Genomic DNA, 17321 nt, shown 5'->3' with positions numbered 1-17321 from the left:
AGACCGGCGTTGGCTCTGAACGCAAGCCGGGCGGCCCCAAAATCCCCTGAAACCTCAGTCCTCGAAGCGGACGGGGGCGGGGCTGAGGACATTGACCGCCCCGCCGCGCGCCTCGCGCACTTCCAAGGCGCGCTCGATCACCTGATTGGCGTTGAACCGGAAGATGCCGTCCAGTCCCAGAAAACCGCCCCGATCCACCAGGCGCCCGGTGGGGAAGGGCGCCCCCGGCGCCCATTCGCGCGCGATGCGCAAAGTCAGCAGTACGCTGTCATAGCCCAGCGTGGCCGCGCGATAGGGCGATTGGCCAAAGCGCGCCTTGTAGCTTTCGGTGAACCGGCCAAAGCGCTGATCCGAAAGGGCGGCAAACCATGCGCCGTTGAGCGCGGGCGTGCGCGCCACCACGGCCTCGCCTGCCCACAGTTCATTGCCCAGAATGCGCAAATTCGGCGCCGCGATCTTCAGCAAAGGCGCGGCCTGCGCGGCCATAGCCGCCGTATCGCCGATCACCACCGCGTCAAACGCCCCGCGCCCTTTCAGCCGCCGCACCGCCGCCGTCAGCGAACCCTTGGTCCGGTCATAGCTTTCCATGCCGACCAGCGTGCCGCCCGCCGCGCGCACCGCCGCGATGGTGGCATTGCCCGCCCGCTCGCCATAATTGCCCAGCGGCATCAGCGCGGCAAAGCGCGTCAGGCCCTGAGCGCGGGCATATTTGACCTCGCGGGCGATGGATTGGGCCGGAACCGCCCCCATCACGTAAACCTCATTGCCCGCCACGCCCGCATCGCCCGTGTACGAGATCACCGGCACATGGCCCGGACGCGCCACCTTGGCCACGGCCAGCGCATCATCGCCCAGCATCGGCCCCAGTATCAGCCGGTTGCCATCGGCCAGCGCCTTGGCCGCCGCCGCCGCCGGGCCGGGGGCGGTGTCATAGGTGGTGATGCGGATCCTGGTGGCATTGGTGTCCAGCAAGGCCATGGTCGTGGCATTCGCCATGGCCTGACCCACTGCGCCCCCGGGGCCCGACAGCGGCACCAGCAGCGCGATGCGGTGGCGGCCTTCGTCGGTGGGCAATTGCGCGGATGGCGGGGGGGGCGTGTTGGGCGTTTCCACCGGCCCCTTGGGCACCACCGTACAGGCAGAGATCAGCGCGGTCGCGCCAAGCGCCACGCTTTTACGCCAAAGCGTGCGGTTTGCGGGGGCCATGGGCTGCTCCATCTTTTTTGTCCTGTTGGCTTGCTCCGCTCGGCCCTGCTATGAAGCTGACCTATGGAACAAAAACTCTCTGCCGGCCTGTATATTGTCGCCACGCCAATTGGCAATCTCCGCGATATCACCCTGCGCGCTATCGAGACATTGCGAGACGTAGCGGCGGTGGCCTGTGAGGATACGCGGGTTACCGGGCGCTTGTTGCAGCATCTGGAGATCAAGGCGCGGATGATCCGCTATGACGACCACGCCGACGAGCGCGCGCGCGACGGCCTGCTGGCGCTGATGGCGGATCATCCGGTGGCGCTGGTCTCGGATGCGGGCACGCCGCTGGTCTCGGACCCGGGCTATCGCCTTGTGCGCGAATGCCGCGAGCGGGGCATCCCCGTCACCTCGATCCCCGGCCCCAGCGCGGCGATTGTGGGCATCACGCTATCGGGCCTGCCTTCGGATCGCTTTCTTTTTGCGGGATTTTTGCCACCCAAGGAAAAGGCGCGCGAACATGCGCTGGCCGAGCTGGCGGTGGTGCCCTCGACGCTGGTGTTTTACGAAACCGCGCCGCGCCTGACCGATGCTTTGGCCGCGATTGCCAAGGTCCTGCCGGGGCGCGAGGTGGCCGTGGCGCGCGAATTGACCAAGATGTTCGAGGAATGTCGCAGCGGCACGCCCGATGAACTGATCGAACATTACACCGCCAATCCGCCGCGCGGCGAGATCGTGCTGATGGTCGGCCCGGCGGTGGCCGAGGCGGCCAGCATGGAGGATGCGGAGAAATTGCTGCGCGAACAATTGCGCGAGTTGAAGCCGAGCCAGGCCGCCGCCGCCGTGGCCAAGGCTACCGGGCTGGATCGCAAGGCGCTTTATGCTTTGGCTTTGACCTTGAAATGAACTGTGCCCAATGAACTGGAAACGCGAGGCCGACCGCATCGCCGCCGAGGCGCGGGGGCGGCATGGGGAAACACTGGCCTGCGACTGGCTGCGCGATCAAGGTTTCGAGATTGTGGCCCAGCGCGTCAAAACCCCGCGTGGCGAGGTGGACATTATCGCCCGCCAGCCGGGCTTGGTGGTTTTCGTCGAGGTTAAATGGCGCGCCCGCGAGGCCGACCTCGATTTTGCCATCGACCAGCGCCGCCTGACCCGCGTGGCGCGCGCGGCAGAATTGCTGTGGCCGGACTATGCGAAAGCCGGCGATGACATGCGGATAGATATTCTGCTGCTTGCGCCCGGCGCGATGGTGCGCCACATCGCCAACGCATGGATGCCGATCTGATCGGTGCTGGAGTATTTTGCCAATGTCGCTTCGTATTGCCGTCCAGATGGACCCGTTGCCCTCGATCAATGTTGCGGGCGATTCCACCTTTGCCCTGATGCTCTCGGCGCAGGCGCGGGGGCATTTGCTGTGGTATTACGATGTCGGCACGCTGGCATGGGAATCGACAGAGGATGGCAAGGGCCGGGTTTCGGCATGGGCCGCCCCCGTCATCGTGCATCGCCCGCAGGCGGACGAATCGCATTACAAGCTGGGCGAATTTGCCAATATCGACCTTGGCGCGGATATCGACGTGGTGCTGATGCGTCAGGACCCGCCCTTCGATCTGGGCTATATCACCGGCGCGCATATCCTTGAAAAGCTCAAAGGCACGACGCTGGTCATCAATGACCCGGAACAGGTGCGCAATGCGCCGGAGAAGGTCTTTGTGCTCGATTTTGCGCAATTCATGCCGCCCACGCTGGTCGCGCGCCGGATCGAGGATGTGCGCGGATTCCAAAAGCGTATGGTCGAGCGCGGTTTCGGCGGCGATCTGGTGATCAAGCCGCTGCATGGCAATGGCGGCAAGGCGGTGTTCCGTGTGCCCGCCAGCGGCGACAATCTGGGCGCCTTGATCGAGGTGTTCACCCAGATGTGGAAGGAGCCCTTCATGGTGCAGCCTTTCCTGCCCGACGTTTCCAAAGGCGACAAGCGCATCGTGCTGGTCGATGGCGAGGTGGCGGGCGCGATCAACCGCCGTCCGGGCGAGGGCGAATTCCGCTCCAACCTTGCCGTTGGCGGCAGCGCCGAGGCGACGCAGCTGACCGAGCGCGAGGCGGAAATCTGCCGCGTGCTGGGGCCGGAACTGCGCGCGCGCGGGCTGGTCTTTGTCGGCATTGACGTGATCGGCGGGCAATGGCTGACCGAAATCAACGTGACTTCGCCCACCGGCATTGTCGCCATCGACCGGTTCAATAACAGTGATTGCGGCGGCATGATCTGGGCCGCGATCGAGCGGCGGCATAAGGATATGATCGCGGCGTAATGATCCGTCTCGATCAACTGACGGCGCTGCGGTTCTTCGCGGCGCTGGCGGTGCTGGCCTCGCATCTCTGGCCGCTGGCCGAATATCCGAACGCGTTGCAGCCCATCGCGCGCACCCTCTTTCACGAGGGTTATGCGGGCGTGTCCTTCTTCTTCATGCTCTCGGGCTATATCCTCGCCCATACCTATCAGGCGAGGCTGGTAGAAGGCCGGATCGGGGCCGCGCACTATTTCACGCTTCGGCTGGCGCGGGTGCTGCCGCTGCACTGGCTGGTCGGCGTGCCGCTGGCGGTGCTGGCGCTGGGGCAGGAGGGATGGCCCAAGGTGGCGGTCAACCTGCTGCTGCTTCAGGCATGGGTGCCGCGCGCCGATTGGTATTTCACCATCAACGAGCCAAGCTGGAGCCTGTCGGACGAGGCGTTTTTCTATGCCTGTTTTGCCGGTCTGGCGCTGATGCCGCTGCGCAGGCTCGGCTGGCTGGCGGCGGGGCTGCTGGGGCTTAATCTAGGCGTGGTGGTCTGGCGCGTGGCATCGGGGCAGGGGGCAATACTTGCGGGCGATGAGCCTACCCTGACCCATTGGCTGACCTATATCAGCCCGGTGACGCGCCTGCTCGATTTTCTCGTCGGGATGCTGGTCTATCGCCTGCCGCGCCGGGGCGGGACGGGGGCAGAGGTGGTCGCGCTGGGGCTGTTGCTGTGTGCGATGGTGGCCTATCCGCTGCTGGGCCTGCCTGATGTGTGGCGGATGCAATTGGCCTATCTGCCGCTGATGGCGCTGTTCATCTGGATCTTTGGTGCTGGCGGCGGGGCGCTGTCGGGATGGCTGTCGCGACAGGGCTGGCTGATCCTGTTGGGCGATGCGTCCTTTGCGCTTTATCTGGTGCATCTGCCGGTGGTGCATGGCGCACTGGCGGTGCAGGACTGGCTGGGCGATGATGCGCTGCCGTGGCTGCCATGGGCGGGACTGGTAACGCTGGCCGTGGTGACGCTGTCCGTGGCGGTCTATCGCTGGGTCGAGGTGCCGGTGCTGCGCTGGATGCGGCCCCGGATTGACGGGTGGTTCCGGGGTTAATCTTCCGCTCTGGGGTGCGCATTGCGATAGGCGTCGAGCAGCACGGCGGCATCGACCCGTGTGTAAACCTGCGTCGAGGACAGGCTGACATGGCCCAGCAACTCCTGAATCGAGCGCAGATCCGCCCCCGCGCCCAGCAGATGCGTGGCAAAGGAATGGCGCAGCGCATGGGGCGTGGCCGTATCGGGCAGGCCCAGCAACCCGCGCGCATCGGCCACCGCCTTTTGCACCGCCGATGGATAGAGCGCCGCGCCCTTTACCGTGCGAAACAGCGCCTTGTCCCGTTCGACCGGCCAGGGACAGGCGGCCAGATAGGCCGCAATCGCCTCGCGCACGGCGGGCAGGATGGCGATCACGCGCTGCTTTTGCCGTTTGCCGGTGATGGTCAAACGGTCGCCCATCGGCCAATCCGCTCCGGTCAGCGACAGCGCCTCGGCAATGCGCAGCCCCGCGCCATAGAGCAGCAGCAGCACCGCCCGGTCGCGCAAGCCCTGCCAGTCATCGCGCGCATTGACGGCCACCAGATCGGCCAGGTCGGTCGCCTCGTCGGGCGTGACCGGGCGCGGGATGCCGCGCTTGACCCGGGGGCCGCGCAGGCGGGGCGGAGCGGGCTTGACTATCCCGGCCTTTTCGCGGGCAAAGCTGAGGAAACCGCGCAAGGCCGACAATTCGCGCGCGACCGAGATATTGGCGATGCCATCGTCGCGCCGCTCGGCCAGAAAATGGCGCAGGCCCGCCGTGTCGATCCGCGCCAGCGCGGCCCAGTCATAGGCCTCCAGCGCATCCATCAGCCGCCCCGCCGTGGCCATATAGGCGCGCACCGTATGCGGGCTGCGGCGGCGGGCATCGGTCAGATGCGCGTGCCATGCCGCCAGCACTTCGGCGCGGGCGGCGAGGAAGGCGGCGGCCTCGTTCATCCGGCCAAGCCATCGGGGGTGATTTCCGCGATCAGGCTGTTGAGCACCAGCATCCCGGCCTCGGTCGCGCCAATGCGCGGGCCTTCCTGCCAAATCAGCCCTTGGCGGGCAAAGAGCGCCAGTTTGTCCGCCTCGATCAGATCGCCGGGCATCAGACCCAACCGGGCGGCCAGCGCGCCCACATCCATCCCCTCGGCCAGACGCAGGCCCATCAGCACCGCCTCCGCGCCCTGTTCGGCAATTCCAAGGGCGCGTTCCTCCTGCGTGCCATGGCCCTTGCCCGCCACCGAGGTGAGCCAGTTTTCGGGCTTCTTGTGCCGAGTGGTGGCAAAGCCGCCGCGCCGTCCATGTGCCCCCGGCCCGATCCCGGCATAGTCGTGATAGCGCCAATAGGTCAGGTTGTGGCGGCTTTCCTGACCGGGCTTTGCGTGGTTCGAAACCTCATAGGCGGGCAATCCGGCGCGTGCGGTGATGGCACGGGTCAGGGCGAACAGGTCGGCGGCCGGATCATCCTCCAGCGGGGCAAAGGCCCCCTCGCGGACCAGCGTGGCAAAGCGCGTGCCTTCCTCGATGGTGAGTTGATAGAGCGAGAGGTGATCGGTGCCCAGCGCGAGGGCGCGGCCAAGTTCGGCCTCCCATGCCTGCGCGCTCTGATCGGGGCGGGCATAGATGAGGTCGAAGCTGACGCGGGCAAAATGCTCCTGCGCCACGCCCAGCGCGGCCAGCGCCTCGTCCACGCCATGCAGCCGCCCAAGGAAGCGCAGCGCGGCATCATCGAGAGCCTGAACCCCCAGCGACACCCGGTTGACCCCGGCAACGGCCAGAGCGGCAAAATTGGCGGCCTCCACGCTCGACGGATTGGCCTCCAGCGTGATCTCAATGCCCGGCGCAAAACCCCAGAGCCGCTGCGCCTCCTCCAGCAAGGCGGCGACCAGCGCGGGCGGCATCAGGCTGGGCGTGCCGCCGCCGAAAAAGATGCTCTCCAGCGCCTCGCCGCCCGCCACTTCGGCCTCGTGGCGCATATCGGACAACAGCGCGCGGCGCCAAAGATCATGATCGACCCCATCGCGCACATGGCTGTTGAAGTCGCAATAGGGGCATTTCTTGAGACAGAAGGGCCAGTGAATATAAAGTGCGCGCGCCATGGTTTCTTCACGCGGGTTTAAGGGTGTGATGTCAAGGGTTGCGTATGATGCGCCCTGCTTTTGTCCTCTGTTGCCTGATCGGCGGCTCCGCCATGGCCGCCCCGACGATTGCCCCGGTGGCGCTCTATGGCGCGGCGCCCCCGGCGATGGCGCCCGCCATCGCGGCCCGCGCTCTGGCCGCGCACAACCGCGAAAGGGGCCGGATGGGTGAGCCGCCGCTGGTATGGGACGAGGCGCTGGCCAAAGGCGCGCTCGATTGGGCGCAGGAATTGGCGCGCAGCGGGCAGTTCGAACACGCCTCCGCCCAGCGCCGCAAAAAAGCGGGCGAAAACCTGTTCATGGGAACAGCGGGCGCCTATCCGATCGAGGCGATGATCGAACAATTCATAGCCGAACGCGACGATTTCTTGCCCGGCACCTTTCCCGCCGTCACCCGCGACGGCAATTGGCACAATGTGGCCCATTACACCCAGATCGTCTGGCGCAGAACGCAAAAGGTCGGCTGCGCCATGGCGCGGGGGCGGCGTGATGATGTGCTGGTGTGCCGTTATTGGCCCGCCGGGAATATTTTTGGGCAGAAGGTGCCGTAATCAGGGGGAAGGTTTGCCTCCGGCGGGCAAAGGGCGGGGGCCCTTTGCAATCCCATTATGGGGTTGTGCGTGATTTCCGCCGAAGCGTGATAGGCAACGGTTTTGAAAGCCTGCGGCGCGGCAAGCTTAAATCTAACCGCGCCGCAGGCTTTCAAATTTCAACATTACGTCCATAGTGCTTTGGCCGCCCATTGGCACAACTTTAACAGTAACGGGATTGCAAAGGGCCCCCGCCCTTTGCCCGCCGGCGGCATAAAACCTTATAAACCCCCGAAAACCCTTACCCGAACTGATCCGCCACCAGCTTGGCAAAGGCATCGGCGCGATGGCTGATTTTGGCCTTATCGGCAGGGGCAATTTCGGCGAAGGTCTGGTTATAGCCGCGCGGGATGAACACCGGGTCAAAGCCAAAGCCCAGACGCCCGCGCGGGGGCCAGGTCATCGCGCCATCGACGCGGCCCTCATAGACGGCATCGACGCCATCGGGCCATGCCAGCGCCAGCACGCAGGCGAAATGGGCTGCGCGGCCGACGTCGGGCCCTTGTTCGCACAACAGCCCTTCGACCTTGCCCATGGCCATGAACCAGTCGCGGCCCTCGGGGCCTTCGTACCAGTGGCGCTCGGCCCAGTCGGCGGTATAGACGCCGGGGCGCCCGCCCAGCGCATCAACGCAAAGGCCCGAATCGTCGGCCAGCGCGGGCAGGCCGCTTTCCACCGCCGCGAAACGGGCCTTGATCAGCGCGTTTTCGATAAAGGTCTTGCCGACTTCCTCGGGCTCTTCCAGCCCGAGTTCGCCCGCCGACACGCATTCCAATCCATAAGGGGCCAGCATCTTCTGCATCTCGGCCAGCTTGCCCAGATTATGCGTGGCGATCACGATCTTGCCGGAAAGTCTGGTCATCGGTGCTGGATCCCTTTGGCGGATATTTGGGTGTTGTACGGCAGGGCGGCGGGGCAATTAAGCCCCGACCGCCTTGGCCTGCGCGGCAAAAATGCGATCACAGCCGATGCGGGCCAGACGCAGCAGGCGCAGCAGGCCTTCTTCGTCATAGGTCGCGCCCTCGGCGGTGGCCTGCGCCTCGGCAATCTGGCCGCCTTCGATCAGCACGAAATTGGCATCGGCATCCGCGCCCGAATCCTCGATATAATCAAGATCGAGAACCGCCGCGCCATTGACGATGCCGCAGGAAACCGCCGCCACCTTGCGCGGCAGCGGGTCTTCGGCGATCAGGCCTTTGGCCATCAGGCCGTTGATGGCCAGACGCAGCGCCACCCAGGCGCCCGAAATCGAGGCCGTGCGCGTGCCGCCGTCGGCCTGGATCACGTCGCAATCCAGCGTGATCTGACGTTCACCCAGCTTTTTCAGATCCGTGACGGCGCGCAAGGAACGGCCGATCAGGCGCTGGATTTCCTGCGTGCGGCCCGACTGCTTGCCCTTGGCGGCCTCGCGGCTGCCGCGGGTGTGGGTGGCGCGCGGCAGCATCGAATATTCCGCCGTCACCCAGCCTTCACCCTTGCCGCGCAGGAACGGAGGCACGCGTTCCTCAACGCTGGCCGTGACCAGCACCTTGGTGTCGCCAAAGCAGACCAGCACGCTGCCTTCGGCATGCTTGGTGAAGTTGGTGATGATTTCGATCTCGCGCATTTCGTCGGGCGCGCGGCCAGAGGGACGCATGGCAGGCCTTTCTGTTGGTAAAGTCGGGTTCCGGACAGGTTTGAGGCGGCCCTATCGCGTCCGGCCGACAGGGGCAAGGTTTTGCCTGCCGGTTCTGCCCGAATTGGCGCGCCGGTTTGTGCCATCTCTCTTGATTTGATGGGGTTGCCCGCCCAATATGGGGGCAATGGCCAATTCGCTTCCTTCCGACCTATCCTTTCCCGAGGTGACGGGCCGCGCGCGCGAAGTCTTTCGGCAGGTGGTCGAGGCCTATCTGGATTCGGGCCAGCCGGTCGGGTCAAAAACGCTGGCGGGGGGCGGGGGGCTCAATCTCTCGCCGGCCTCGATCCGCAGCGTGCTGGCCGAACTGGAGGGGATCGGGCTGCTTTCCCATCCCCATACCAGCGCAGGGCGGATGCCGACCGAGCAGGGCTTGCGCCTGTTTGTCGATGGCATGATGCAGGTGCGCGAGCCCAGTATGGAGGAGCGCGCGGCCATCGAACGCTCGCTTAACCAGCCCGGCCCGATCGAGGCGGCGCTGGCCGCGACCAGCGCGGCGCTCTCGGACCTGTCGGCCTGCGCGGGCGTGGTGATGGTGCCCCAGCGCGAACCGCGCCTTGCCCAGATGAGCCTTGTGCCGCTCTCGCCGGGTCGGGCGCTGGCGGTGCTGGTGGGCGAGGATGGGGGGATCGAGAATCGCATTCTGGCGCTGCCCGCCTCGTTGAGCGCGGGCGCGCTGGAGGCGGCGTCGAATTATATCACCGCGCACCTGGGCGGGCGCACTCTGGCCGAGGCGGCGCGCGCGATGCAGGCCGAAATCGTCAGCGGGCGCAGCGCTCTGGATGCGGCCAGCGCCGATCTGGTACAGCGCGGATTGGCGGTGTGGAGCGAGGATGCGGCCCATCGCCCGGTGCTGATCGTGCGCGGACAGGCCAATCTGCTCGATGAGGCGGCGCTCTCGGATCTGGCCCGGGTGCGTTCTCTGCTGGATGATCTGGAGGATAAGCAGTCGGTTGCCGAATTGCTCGACCGGGCCAAGCAGGGCGACGCCACGCGCATTTTCATCGGCAGCGAGAACCGGCTTTTCGCACTGTCCGGCTCCTCGGTCATTGCATCTCCCTATCGGGATCGCGATGGGCGGGTGATCGGCGTTGTGGGGGTAATCGGGCCAACGCGGTTGAATTATGCGCGTCTCGTCCCCATGGTGGATTTTACAGCCCAGTCCCTGGGCAAATTGATCGGTTGAAACTGGAATAATCGGAACAATGACGGAAGAAACTACGCAGGGTCAGCATGAAGCCGGAGATGATCTGGCCACCCGCATCGCCCAACTCGAAAACGATCTGGAGGCCGCGCGCAACGATGTGCTTTATGCGCGCGCCGACACGCAGAACGTGCGCCGCCGTCTGGAAAAGGACATTGCCGATGCGCGCGCCTATGCCAGCACCAGCTTTGCCCGCGATATGCTCAGCGTTGCCGACAATCTGTCGCGCGCGCTGGACGCCATCCCTGCCGATCTGCGCGAGGACGAGCGCTTGAAGGCGCTGCTGGCCGGGATCGAGGCCACGGGGCGCGAGCTAGACAAGGTGTTTGGCCAGCATGGCATTACCAAGGTGGCGGCGCATGGTCTGCCGCTGGACCCCAACCAGCATCAGGCGATGATCGAAGTGCCCCATGACGCCGAACCGGGCACGGTGATCCAGGTGCTTCAGCATGGCTATACGATCAAGGATCGCCTGCTGCGTCCGGCCATGGTGGCCGTGGCGAAAAAGCCGGATTAAGTCGAAAACGCGCGGCGGGTGGAACCTTCCCCCGCCTTGCCTCTTTCCTTCGATAACAAGGCAAGGAGGCAAATATGCGCAAGGCAATGATGATGTCGGTTGTGGCAGGCGCCCTGATGTTGACGGGCGGTTGCGCAAGCAATTACGGCGGCGAAGGCGCGCTGGCCGGCGCGGGTGTTGGTGCGGTTGTGGCCGGGGTTGCCGGTGGCGACGTTGCCACGGGTGCGGCGATTGGCGCGGCGGCGGGCGGTGTTGCCGGTTCCACGGTGCGCAAGGGCGGCGAATGCTATCGCACGGACCGTTATGGCCGTGAATACCGGGTGCGCTGCCGCTGATATTTGGGCAATGGAATCAAAAAGGCCGCTGACTTTGAAAGTCGGCGGCCTTTTAGTGTCTACATCTTGGAATGATCCATCTGGCCCATGGCCCCCATCATGCCGGGCGCCTCGACCATCATCGGCGCGCTCAGCCTGCGTCCGTCCGAAAAGGTCAGCGTCAATTCGGTCTTGCCTCCGGCTTTGAGATCGGGCGAGACATCAAACACCATCGCATGTTTGCCGCCCGGCCCGAAACTCACGCTCTGGCCCGAGCCGATGTCCAGCCGGGGCACCGCCTCCATGATCCCGTCCAGCGTGACATGCATTTCCGCCTTGCCGGTATGGGCCACGCTGACCCCGGTGAGGGTGGCGACCGAGCCGCTTTGATTGGAAACGGTGAAATAACCCGCCGCCGGGCGCCCCTTGACCGCAGGCAGAACCAGCCGCCCATCGTGAAGCAGCATGCCGTCCATCGCGCCAAGGCCTGCTGCATGCTGCGCCTTTTTCTCGCCCCCGCAAGCCGACAGCGCGCCAAGGGCGAGGGGCAGGCAGAGGGCAAAGGCGATCTTTTTCATAAAGCGTGCAATCCTTGGGTTGCGGGTCGCAAAAACCGGCAAATGCTGCGGCAAGGAGAATGGCTGCCACTTGCATGGGGATTAGTCACTTTTTCGCGCTTTTCCAAGCATGACTGCAATCAATCCGGGGCGAATGCGCGATGGCGCGCGCAAAATGCGGCGCCGGAGGGAAGGGCCATGCGCGCCCAGCACCGCAAAAATGGCGGGCAAAATGCGCCAAGGTCGTGGATGAAGTGATGCTTCGCGCCCCAAGGCCCTTGTTAGGCGCAAAAGCCCACCTATATGCCGCCAAGTCAAACGAGCCATCGAGCCGCTTTGCCGGATTTTTCGGGAAGCCAAAGGGTGGTGTCAACACTGGACTTAGGGATCGACGATATGGGTAAAGTAATCGGCATTGACCTTGGCACCACCAACAGCTGCGTTGCTGTTATGGATGGGGGCAAGCCCAAGGTTATCGAAAATTCGGAAGGCGCGCGCACCACGCCCTCGATCGTGGCCTTCACCAAGGATGGTGAGCGCCTGATCGGGCAGCCCGCCAAGCGTCAGGCGGTGACCAACCCCGACAACACGATCTTCGCGGTCAAGCGCCTCATCGGCCGTCGCTTTGACGATCCGATGACCCAGAAGGACATGGAACTGGTTCCCTATGCCATCGCCAAGGGCAAGAATGGCGATGCGTGGGTTGCAGCCGGTGGCACTGATTATTCGCCCTCGCAGATCTCGGCCTTCACGCTTCAGAAGATGAAGGAAACCGCCGAATCGTATCTGGGCGAAACCGTGACGCAGGCCGTCATCACCGTGCCCGCCTACTTCAACGACGCCCAGCGTCAGGCCACCAAGGACGCGGGTCAGATCGCGGGCCTTGAAGTGCTGCGCATCATCAACGAGCCGACTGCGGCCGCGCTCGCCTATGGTCTGGACAAGAACGATGGCAAGACCATCGCTGTTTATGACCTTGGCGGCGGTACGTTCGACGTCTCGATCCTGGAAATCGGCGACGGCGTGTTCGAGGTGAAGTCGACCAACGGCGACACGTTCCTTGGCGGTGAAGACTTCGACACCAAGGTCGTCGAATATCTGGCCGACAAGTTCAAGGCGAAGGAAGGTCTGGACCTGCGCGGCGACCGTCTGGCGCTTCAGCGTCTGAAGGAAGCAGCCGAAAAGGCCAAGATCGAGCTGTCGAGCGCGCAGACCACCGAAATCAACCTGCCCTTCATCACCGCCCGCATGGAAGCAGGGGCGACCACGCCGCTGCATCTGGTCGAAACGATCACCCGTTCGGATCTGGAACGTCTGGTGGCCGATCTGATCGCGCGCACGATGGAACCCTGCCGCAAGGCGATGCAGGACGCGGGCGTGACCGCGGCCCAGATCGACGACGTGGTGCTGGTGGGCGGCATGACCCGCATGCCCAAGGTGCGCGAAGCGGTGAAGGACTTCTTCGGCAAGGAACCCCACACGGGCGTGAACCCTGACGAAGTCGTTGCCATGGGCGCGGCCATTCAGGCGGGCGTGCTGCAGGGCGATGTCAAGGATGTGCTGCTGCTCGACGTGACCCCGCTGTCGCTCGGCATCGAAACGCTGGGCGGCGTGTTCACCCGCATGATCGACCGCAACACCACGATCCCGACCAAGAAGTCGCAGGTCTTCTCGACCGCTGATGATAATCAGCAGGCCGTGACCATCCGCGTCTTCCAGGGCGAGCGCGAAATGGCGGCGGACAACAAGATGCTGGGCAATTTCGACCTGATCGGCATTCCGCCGGCGCGTCGCGGCGTGCCCCAGATCGAGGTGACCTTCGACATTGACGCCAACGGCATTGTGAACGTCAGCGCCAAGGACAAGGGCACCGGCAAGGAGCAGCAGATCAAGATCCAGGCGTCGGGCGGCCTCAATGATGCCGACATCGACCAGATGGTCAAGGATGCTGAAAAGTTTGCCGAAGAGGACAAGAAGCGTCGTGAGGCCGCCGAGGCCAAGAACAACGCCGACAGCCTCGTGCATGCCACCGAGCAGCAGCTGGCCGAAAATGGCGACAAGATCGATGCCTCGCTGAAGGCTGAAATCGAAGCCGCCATTGCCGATGCCAAGGCCGCCATCGAAGGCAATGATCCGGCCGAAATGACCGCCAAGACCCAGGCCCTGACCGAAAAGGCCATGAAGATGGGTCAGGCGATCTATGAAAAGGAACAGGCTGCTGCGGCCTCTCCGGGCGCTGCTCCGGCGCAGGACGATGTGGTCGACGCCGAGTTCTCGGAAGTGGACGACAAGAAGGCCTGATGTTGCGATGAAAGAGGCCCGCTCTGAACGGGGCGGGCCTCTCTTCAGGGGAAATGTGCAATGTCGGCTGAAATCGACTATTACGAACTGCTGGAAGTTTCGCGCGATGCCAATGAGGCCACGCTGAAATCTTCCTATCGCAAACTGGCGATGAAATTTCACCCGGACCGCAACCCTGGTTGCAAGGAGTCCGAGGCCAAATTCAAACAGATCAGCGAAGCCTATGATTGCCTGAAGGACCCGCAAAAGCGCGCTGCCTATGACCGTTTCGGCCATGCCGCGTTTCAGAACGGCGGGCCGGGCGCCGGTGGGTTTGGCGGCGGCTTTCAGGGCGGCGGCGATTTCGGCGATATCGGCGATATTTTCGAGAGCATCTTTGGCAACGCCTTTGGCGGCGGCGGCGGCGGGCGTCAGCAGGCGCGGCGTGGGGCCGATTTGCGCTATGATCTCGAAATCGGGCTGGACGATGCGTTCCATGGCAAGACCGTGGAAATCGAGGTCGAAGTGGCCATGGGCTGCGAACCCTGCAAAGGGTCTGGCGCGGAACCGGGCACGGGCAAGCGTCGCTGCAACCTTTGCGGCGGGCACGGCAAGGTGCGCGCGCAGCAGGGCTTCTTCATGGTCGAGCGCACCTGTCCGACCTGTCATGGCCGGGGCGAGGTGATTGAAAAGCCTTGCAAGAAGTGCCACGGCGAAGGCCGCGTCGATCAGCGCCAGAAGCTGGAAGTCGCGATCCCCAAGGGCGTGGACAATGGCAACCGCATCCGCCTGTCGGGCAAGGGTGAGGCCGGGCCGAACGGTTCGCCACCGGGCGATCTCTACATCTTCCTGCACATCCGGCGCCACCCGGTGTTCGACCGCGAAAATACAACGCTGCTGACCCGTGCGCCTATCAGCTTTACCACGGCGGCTCTGGGCGGGCAGATCGAGATTCCGGGCATGGATGGCACCAAGCATGTCATCGATATTCCCGCAGGCATCCAGACCGGCAAGCAATTGCGCAAGCGCGGCGCCGGTATGCCGGTGTTGAACGGGCGCGGGATGGGCGATCTGGTGGTCGAGGTGGCGGTGGAAACGCCGACCAAGCTGACCGCGCGCCAGAAGGAATTGCTGCGCGAGTTTCAGGGGACCGAGACCGGGGATGAATGCCCCGAAGCCAAAGGGTTCTTTGACCGGTTGAAGAATGTCTGGAGCGATTTGACGGAGTGAAGGCGGAGGTAGGTTTTTGCCTCCGGCGGGTTAAGGGCGGGGGCCCTTAACAATCCCGATAATGTCTTCGTCGCGCCTAGTGTTCGGCCTGTTTGTTGGGCGCGGCGTTTGAATTTTAAAGCCTGCGGCGCAGTATAATGGCGCCGCAGGCTTTCTATTATGCGTTTGGCGCTCGGCCGCCTGTGAAGCACCACCCTAATAACGCGATTGCAAAGGGATGAATCCCTTTGCCCGCCGGAGGCCAAACTTCCCTCCTTGATTTCCCCTTTTGTTCTCCCTACGATGCACCCCATGGCCAAACCGAAACGTCGCTTCACCTGCTCCTCCTGTGGCAGTGTCACCAACCGCTGGCAGGGCCAATGCGCCGATTGCGGCGAATGGAACACGCTGGCCGAGGAGGCACCCCAGACGGTGTTTTCGGCCAAGCACGATCTGTCGAGCGGCGGGCGGGCAATCCTGTTTGAACCGCTGGACAAGGCTGATGACAAGCTGGTGCGGCGCAGCACGGGGATTGCCGAGTTTGATCGCGCGCTGGGCGGCGGATTGGTGCCGGGCAGCGCGATTTTGATGGGCGGCGATCCGGGCATCGGCAAATCGACGCTGCTGCTTCAGGCCAGCGCCAAGGTGGCGCAGGTGGGCGGGCTTGCGGTTTATATCAGCGGCGAGGAAGCGCCCGGCCAGATCCGCCTGCGCGCTGAACGGCTCGGTTTGCAGAGCGCGCCGATTCGCCTGGCCTCATCCACCTCGGTGCGCGATATTCTCACCACGCTGGGCGGGATGGAGGCGCCTGCGCTGCTGGTCATCGATTCGATCCAGTGCATGCATTCCGACCAGATCGAGGGCGCGCCGGGCACGGTCAGCCAGGTGCGCGGCTGTGCGTTCGAGTTGATCCGCTATGCCAAGGAGAATGGCGCGGCGCTGGTGCTGGTGGGCCATGTGACCAAGGATGGCAATATCGCGGGGCCGCGCGTGCTGGAGCATATGGTCGATGTGGTGATGGCCTTTGAGGGCGAGCGCAGCCATCAGTACCGCATCCTGCGCAACCTGAAAAACCGCTTTGGCCCGGTCGATGAAATCGGCGTTTTCGCCATGGCGGGCAAGGGGTTGGAGGAAGTGTCGAACCCTTCGATGCTGTTCCTGTCGGGGCGCGAAAATCCGGTGCCGGGGAGCGCGGTGTTTCCGGCGATCGAGGGGACGCGCCCGGTGCTGGTGGAAATTCAGGCGCTGATCGTACGGTTGCAATCGGGCGCCACGCCCCGGCGCGCGGTGGTGGGTTGGGACAATGGGCGTCTGGCCATGCTGCTGGCGGTGCTGGAGGCGCGCTGCGGGCTGAATTTTTCGGCCTGCGAGGTCTATTTGAATGTGGCGGGTGGCTATCGTCTGGCCGATCCGGCCGCGGATCTGGCGGTGGCGGCGGCGCTGGTCTCGGCGCTGGCGGACAAGCCATTGCCCGCGCGAGCGATATGGTTCGGCGAAGTCTCGCTGGCCGGGGAAATTCGCCCGGTGGCCCATGGCGGCCTGCGCCTGCGTGAAGGAGCCAAGCTGGGGTTTGAGCAGGCCTATGGGCCGGAGGATGGCGCATCGGGCGGCGATGCACCCGCCGAAATGCGGCATCGCACCATCAACTTGCTGCCAAATCTCGTTGACCGCATCGTGGGGGACGAATAACCCCCTTGGGCTATGACCGGATTTGATATTCTTGTGCTTGTGGTGGTCGGCCTTTCCGCCACTTTCGGTTTTCTGCGCGGTTTTGTGCAGGAGGCGATCTCGCTTTTTGCAGGCGCGGTGGCGATTGTTGCGATCCATACGCTGCACACGCCGCTGGCCGAGGTGCTAACGCCCCATATCGGCACGGAAAGCGGGGCAAGCGTGCTGGCGTTCTTCCTGCTGTTGATCGTGCCTTATTTTCTGGTGCGCGGGGTAGCGCGCTATCTGGGCACGGCAAGCCGCGCCTCGGCGCTGGCGCCGGTGGACCGGGTTTTGGGTTTCGGCTTTGGCGCGGTCAAGGGCACGCTGATTATCGTGCTGGGCTATTCGGTGCTGATCTTGGCCTATGACACGATTTGGGGGCCAAAGGGGCGGCCGGGATGGATCACCCATTCGCGCACGTATAATTTCATCGATGCCAGCAGCGAGGCTCTGGTCAAGATGATCTCGCAGCGCCGCCGCGAGGCCGCCGAGGATCGCGCCAAGGATGAGGCCGACACCGGCGACCTGCCAAGGCCCCATAGTTCGCCCACGCATGCAAAGCGCAAGGCGCATCGCGCGGCGGATTGA

At 64.4% G+C, this 17321-nt stretch carries 18 protein-coding genes; 12 read left to right on the top strand and 6 right to left on the bottom strand.

Going from position 1 to position 17321, the window contains the following annotated elements; translation table 11 throughout:
* Positions 1-54: 54 nt before the first annotated feature.
* Positions 55-1206, bottom strand: a complete 1152-nt coding sequence (locus tag PQ467_RS12450; RefSeq protein WP_274173713.1) for a penicillin-binding protein activator — start codon at positions 1204-1206, stop codon at positions 55-57.
* Positions 1207-1269: 63 nt separating this feature from the next.
* On the opposite strand from PQ467_RS12450, the gene rsmI reads away from it, so the two are divergent.
* Genes rsmI through PQ467_RS12430 form a run of 4 tightly spaced genes read left to right on the top strand, consistent with a single transcriptional unit; the run spans position 1270 to position 4576 of the window.
* Positions 1270-2097, top strand: coding sequence for a 16S rRNA (cytidine(1402)-2'-O)-methyltransferase (gene rsmI / locus PQ467_RS12445; RefSeq protein WP_274173712.1), 828 nt, complete (start codon positions 1270-1272; stop codon positions 2095-2097).
* A gap of 10 nt (positions 2098-2107) precedes the next feature.
* Positions 2108-2479 carry a YraN family protein gene (locus PQ467_RS12440; RefSeq protein ID WP_274173711.1) on the top strand — a complete coding sequence of 124 codons (372 nt, stop codon included), beginning with the start codon at positions 2108-2110 and terminating at the stop codon, positions 2477-2479.
* A 22-nt stretch (positions 2480-2501) separates the two neighbouring features.
* Positions 2502-3503 (top strand): glutathione synthase, encoded by a 1002-nt coding sequence (gshB, locus tag PQ467_RS12435; RefSeq protein WP_274173710.1) that lies wholly within the window; start codon positions 2502-2504, stop codon positions 3501-3503.
* On the top strand, positions 3503-4576 hold the full coding sequence (locus PQ467_RS12430; RefSeq protein ID WP_274173709.1) for an acyltransferase family protein: 1074 nt from the start codon (positions 3503-3505) through the stop codon (positions 4574-4576). Before gshB ends, PQ467_RS12430 begins: the two co-directional genes overlap by 1 nt.
* On the opposite strand, the gene PQ467_RS12425 is transcribed toward PQ467_RS12430, so the two are convergent.
* On the bottom strand, positions 4573-5493 hold the full coding sequence (locus tag PQ467_RS12425; RefSeq protein WP_274173708.1) for a tyrosine recombinase XerC: 921 nt from the start codon (positions 5491-5493) through the stop codon (positions 4573-4575). The two genes, PQ467_RS12430 and PQ467_RS12425, sit on opposite strands and share 4 nt — an antisense overlap.
* Entirely contained in the window at positions 5490-6638 is a 1149-nt protein-coding gene (gene hemW, locus PQ467_RS12420; RefSeq protein WP_274173707.1) for a radical SAM family heme chaperone HemW, read from the bottom strand. The genes PQ467_RS12425 and hemW overlap by 4 nt, the downstream gene beginning before the upstream one ends.
* Before the next feature lie 44 nt (positions 6639-6682).
* On the opposite strand from hemW, the gene PQ467_RS12415 reads away from it, so the two are divergent.
* Positions 6683-7228 (top strand): CAP domain-containing protein, encoded by a 546-nt coding sequence (locus PQ467_RS12415; RefSeq protein ID WP_274173706.1) that lies wholly within the window; start codon positions 6683-6685, stop codon positions 7226-7228.
* A gap of 280 nt (positions 7229-7508) precedes the next feature.
* On the opposite strand, the gene rdgB is transcribed toward PQ467_RS12415, so the two are convergent.
* Both rdgB and rph read right to left on the bottom strand, forming a co-directional pair.
* Positions 7509-8129 (bottom strand): RdgB/HAM1 family non-canonical purine NTP pyrophosphatase, encoded by a 621-nt coding sequence (gene rdgB / locus PQ467_RS12410; RefSeq protein WP_274173705.1) that lies wholly within the window; start codon positions 8127-8129, stop codon positions 7509-7511.
* A 57-nt stretch (positions 8130-8186) separates the two neighbouring features.
* A complete protein-coding gene (gene rph / locus PQ467_RS12405) occupies positions 8187-8903 on the bottom strand; it encodes a ribonuclease PH (RefSeq protein ID WP_274173704.1) in 717 nt (238 codons plus the stop codon).
* Between the two features lie 166 nt (positions 8904-9069).
* Between rph and hrcA the strand changes: the two genes are divergently transcribed.
* The 3 genes from hrcA (at position 9070) to PQ467_RS12390 (ending at position 10998) form a co-directional block, all read left to right on the top strand.
* Positions 9070-10128, top strand: a complete 1059-nt coding sequence (gene hrcA / locus PQ467_RS12400) for a heat-inducible transcriptional repressor HrcA (protein WP_274173703.1) — start codon at positions 9070-9072, stop codon at positions 10126-10128.
* Between the two features lie 19 nt (positions 10129-10147).
* Positions 10148-10663 carry a nucleotide exchange factor GrpE gene (gene grpE / locus PQ467_RS12395; RefSeq protein ID WP_274173702.1) on the top strand — a complete coding sequence of 172 codons (516 nt, stop codon included), beginning with the start codon at positions 10148-10150 and terminating at the stop codon, positions 10661-10663.
* 74 nt (positions 10664-10737) lie between these two features.
* Complete coding sequence (locus tag PQ467_RS12390; RefSeq protein ID WP_274173701.1) at positions 10738-10998, top strand: hypothetical protein; 261 nt, start codon at positions 10738-10740, stop codon at positions 10996-10998.
* A gap of 59 nt (positions 10999-11057) precedes the next feature.
* Here PQ467_RS12390 and PQ467_RS12385 read toward each other — a convergent pair whose 3' ends face one another.
* Positions 11058-11555 carry a copper chaperone PCu(A)C gene (locus PQ467_RS12385; RefSeq protein ID WP_274173700.1) on the bottom strand — a complete coding sequence of 166 codons (498 nt, stop codon included), beginning with the start codon at positions 11553-11555 and terminating at the stop codon, positions 11058-11060.
* Between the two features lie 375 nt (positions 11556-11930).
* On the opposite strand from PQ467_RS12385, the gene dnaK reads away from it, so the two are divergent.
* From dnaK to PQ467_RS12365, 4 genes are all read left to right on the top strand, one after another.
* Positions 11931-13835: a molecular chaperone DnaK gene (gene dnaK, locus PQ467_RS12380; RefSeq protein WP_274173699.1), complete on the top strand. Its 1905-nt coding sequence runs from the start codon at positions 11931-11933 to the stop codon at positions 13833-13835.
* A 60-nt stretch (positions 13836-13895) separates the two neighbouring features.
* Complete coding sequence (gene dnaJ, locus PQ467_RS12375; RefSeq protein ID WP_274173698.1) at positions 13896-15044, top strand: molecular chaperone DnaJ; 1149 nt, start codon at positions 13896-13898, stop codon at positions 15042-15044.
* Between the two features lie 291 nt (positions 15045-15335).
* Entirely contained in the window at positions 15336-16712 is a 1377-nt protein-coding gene (radA, locus tag PQ467_RS12370; protein ID WP_274173697.1) for a DNA repair protein RadA, read from the top strand.
* Between the two features lie 12 nt (positions 16713-16724).
* Positions 16725-17321 (top strand): CvpA family protein, encoded by a 597-nt coding sequence (locus PQ467_RS12365; RefSeq protein WP_274173696.1) that lies wholly within the window; start codon positions 16725-16727, stop codon positions 17319-17321.

This window comes from Novosphingobium sp. KACC 22771 (genome assembly GCF_028736195.1).
GTDB lineage: Bacteria > Pseudomonadota > Alphaproteobacteria > Sphingomonadales > Sphingomonadaceae > Novosphingobium.
This window is presented reverse-complemented; position numbering and strand designations above follow the sequence as displayed.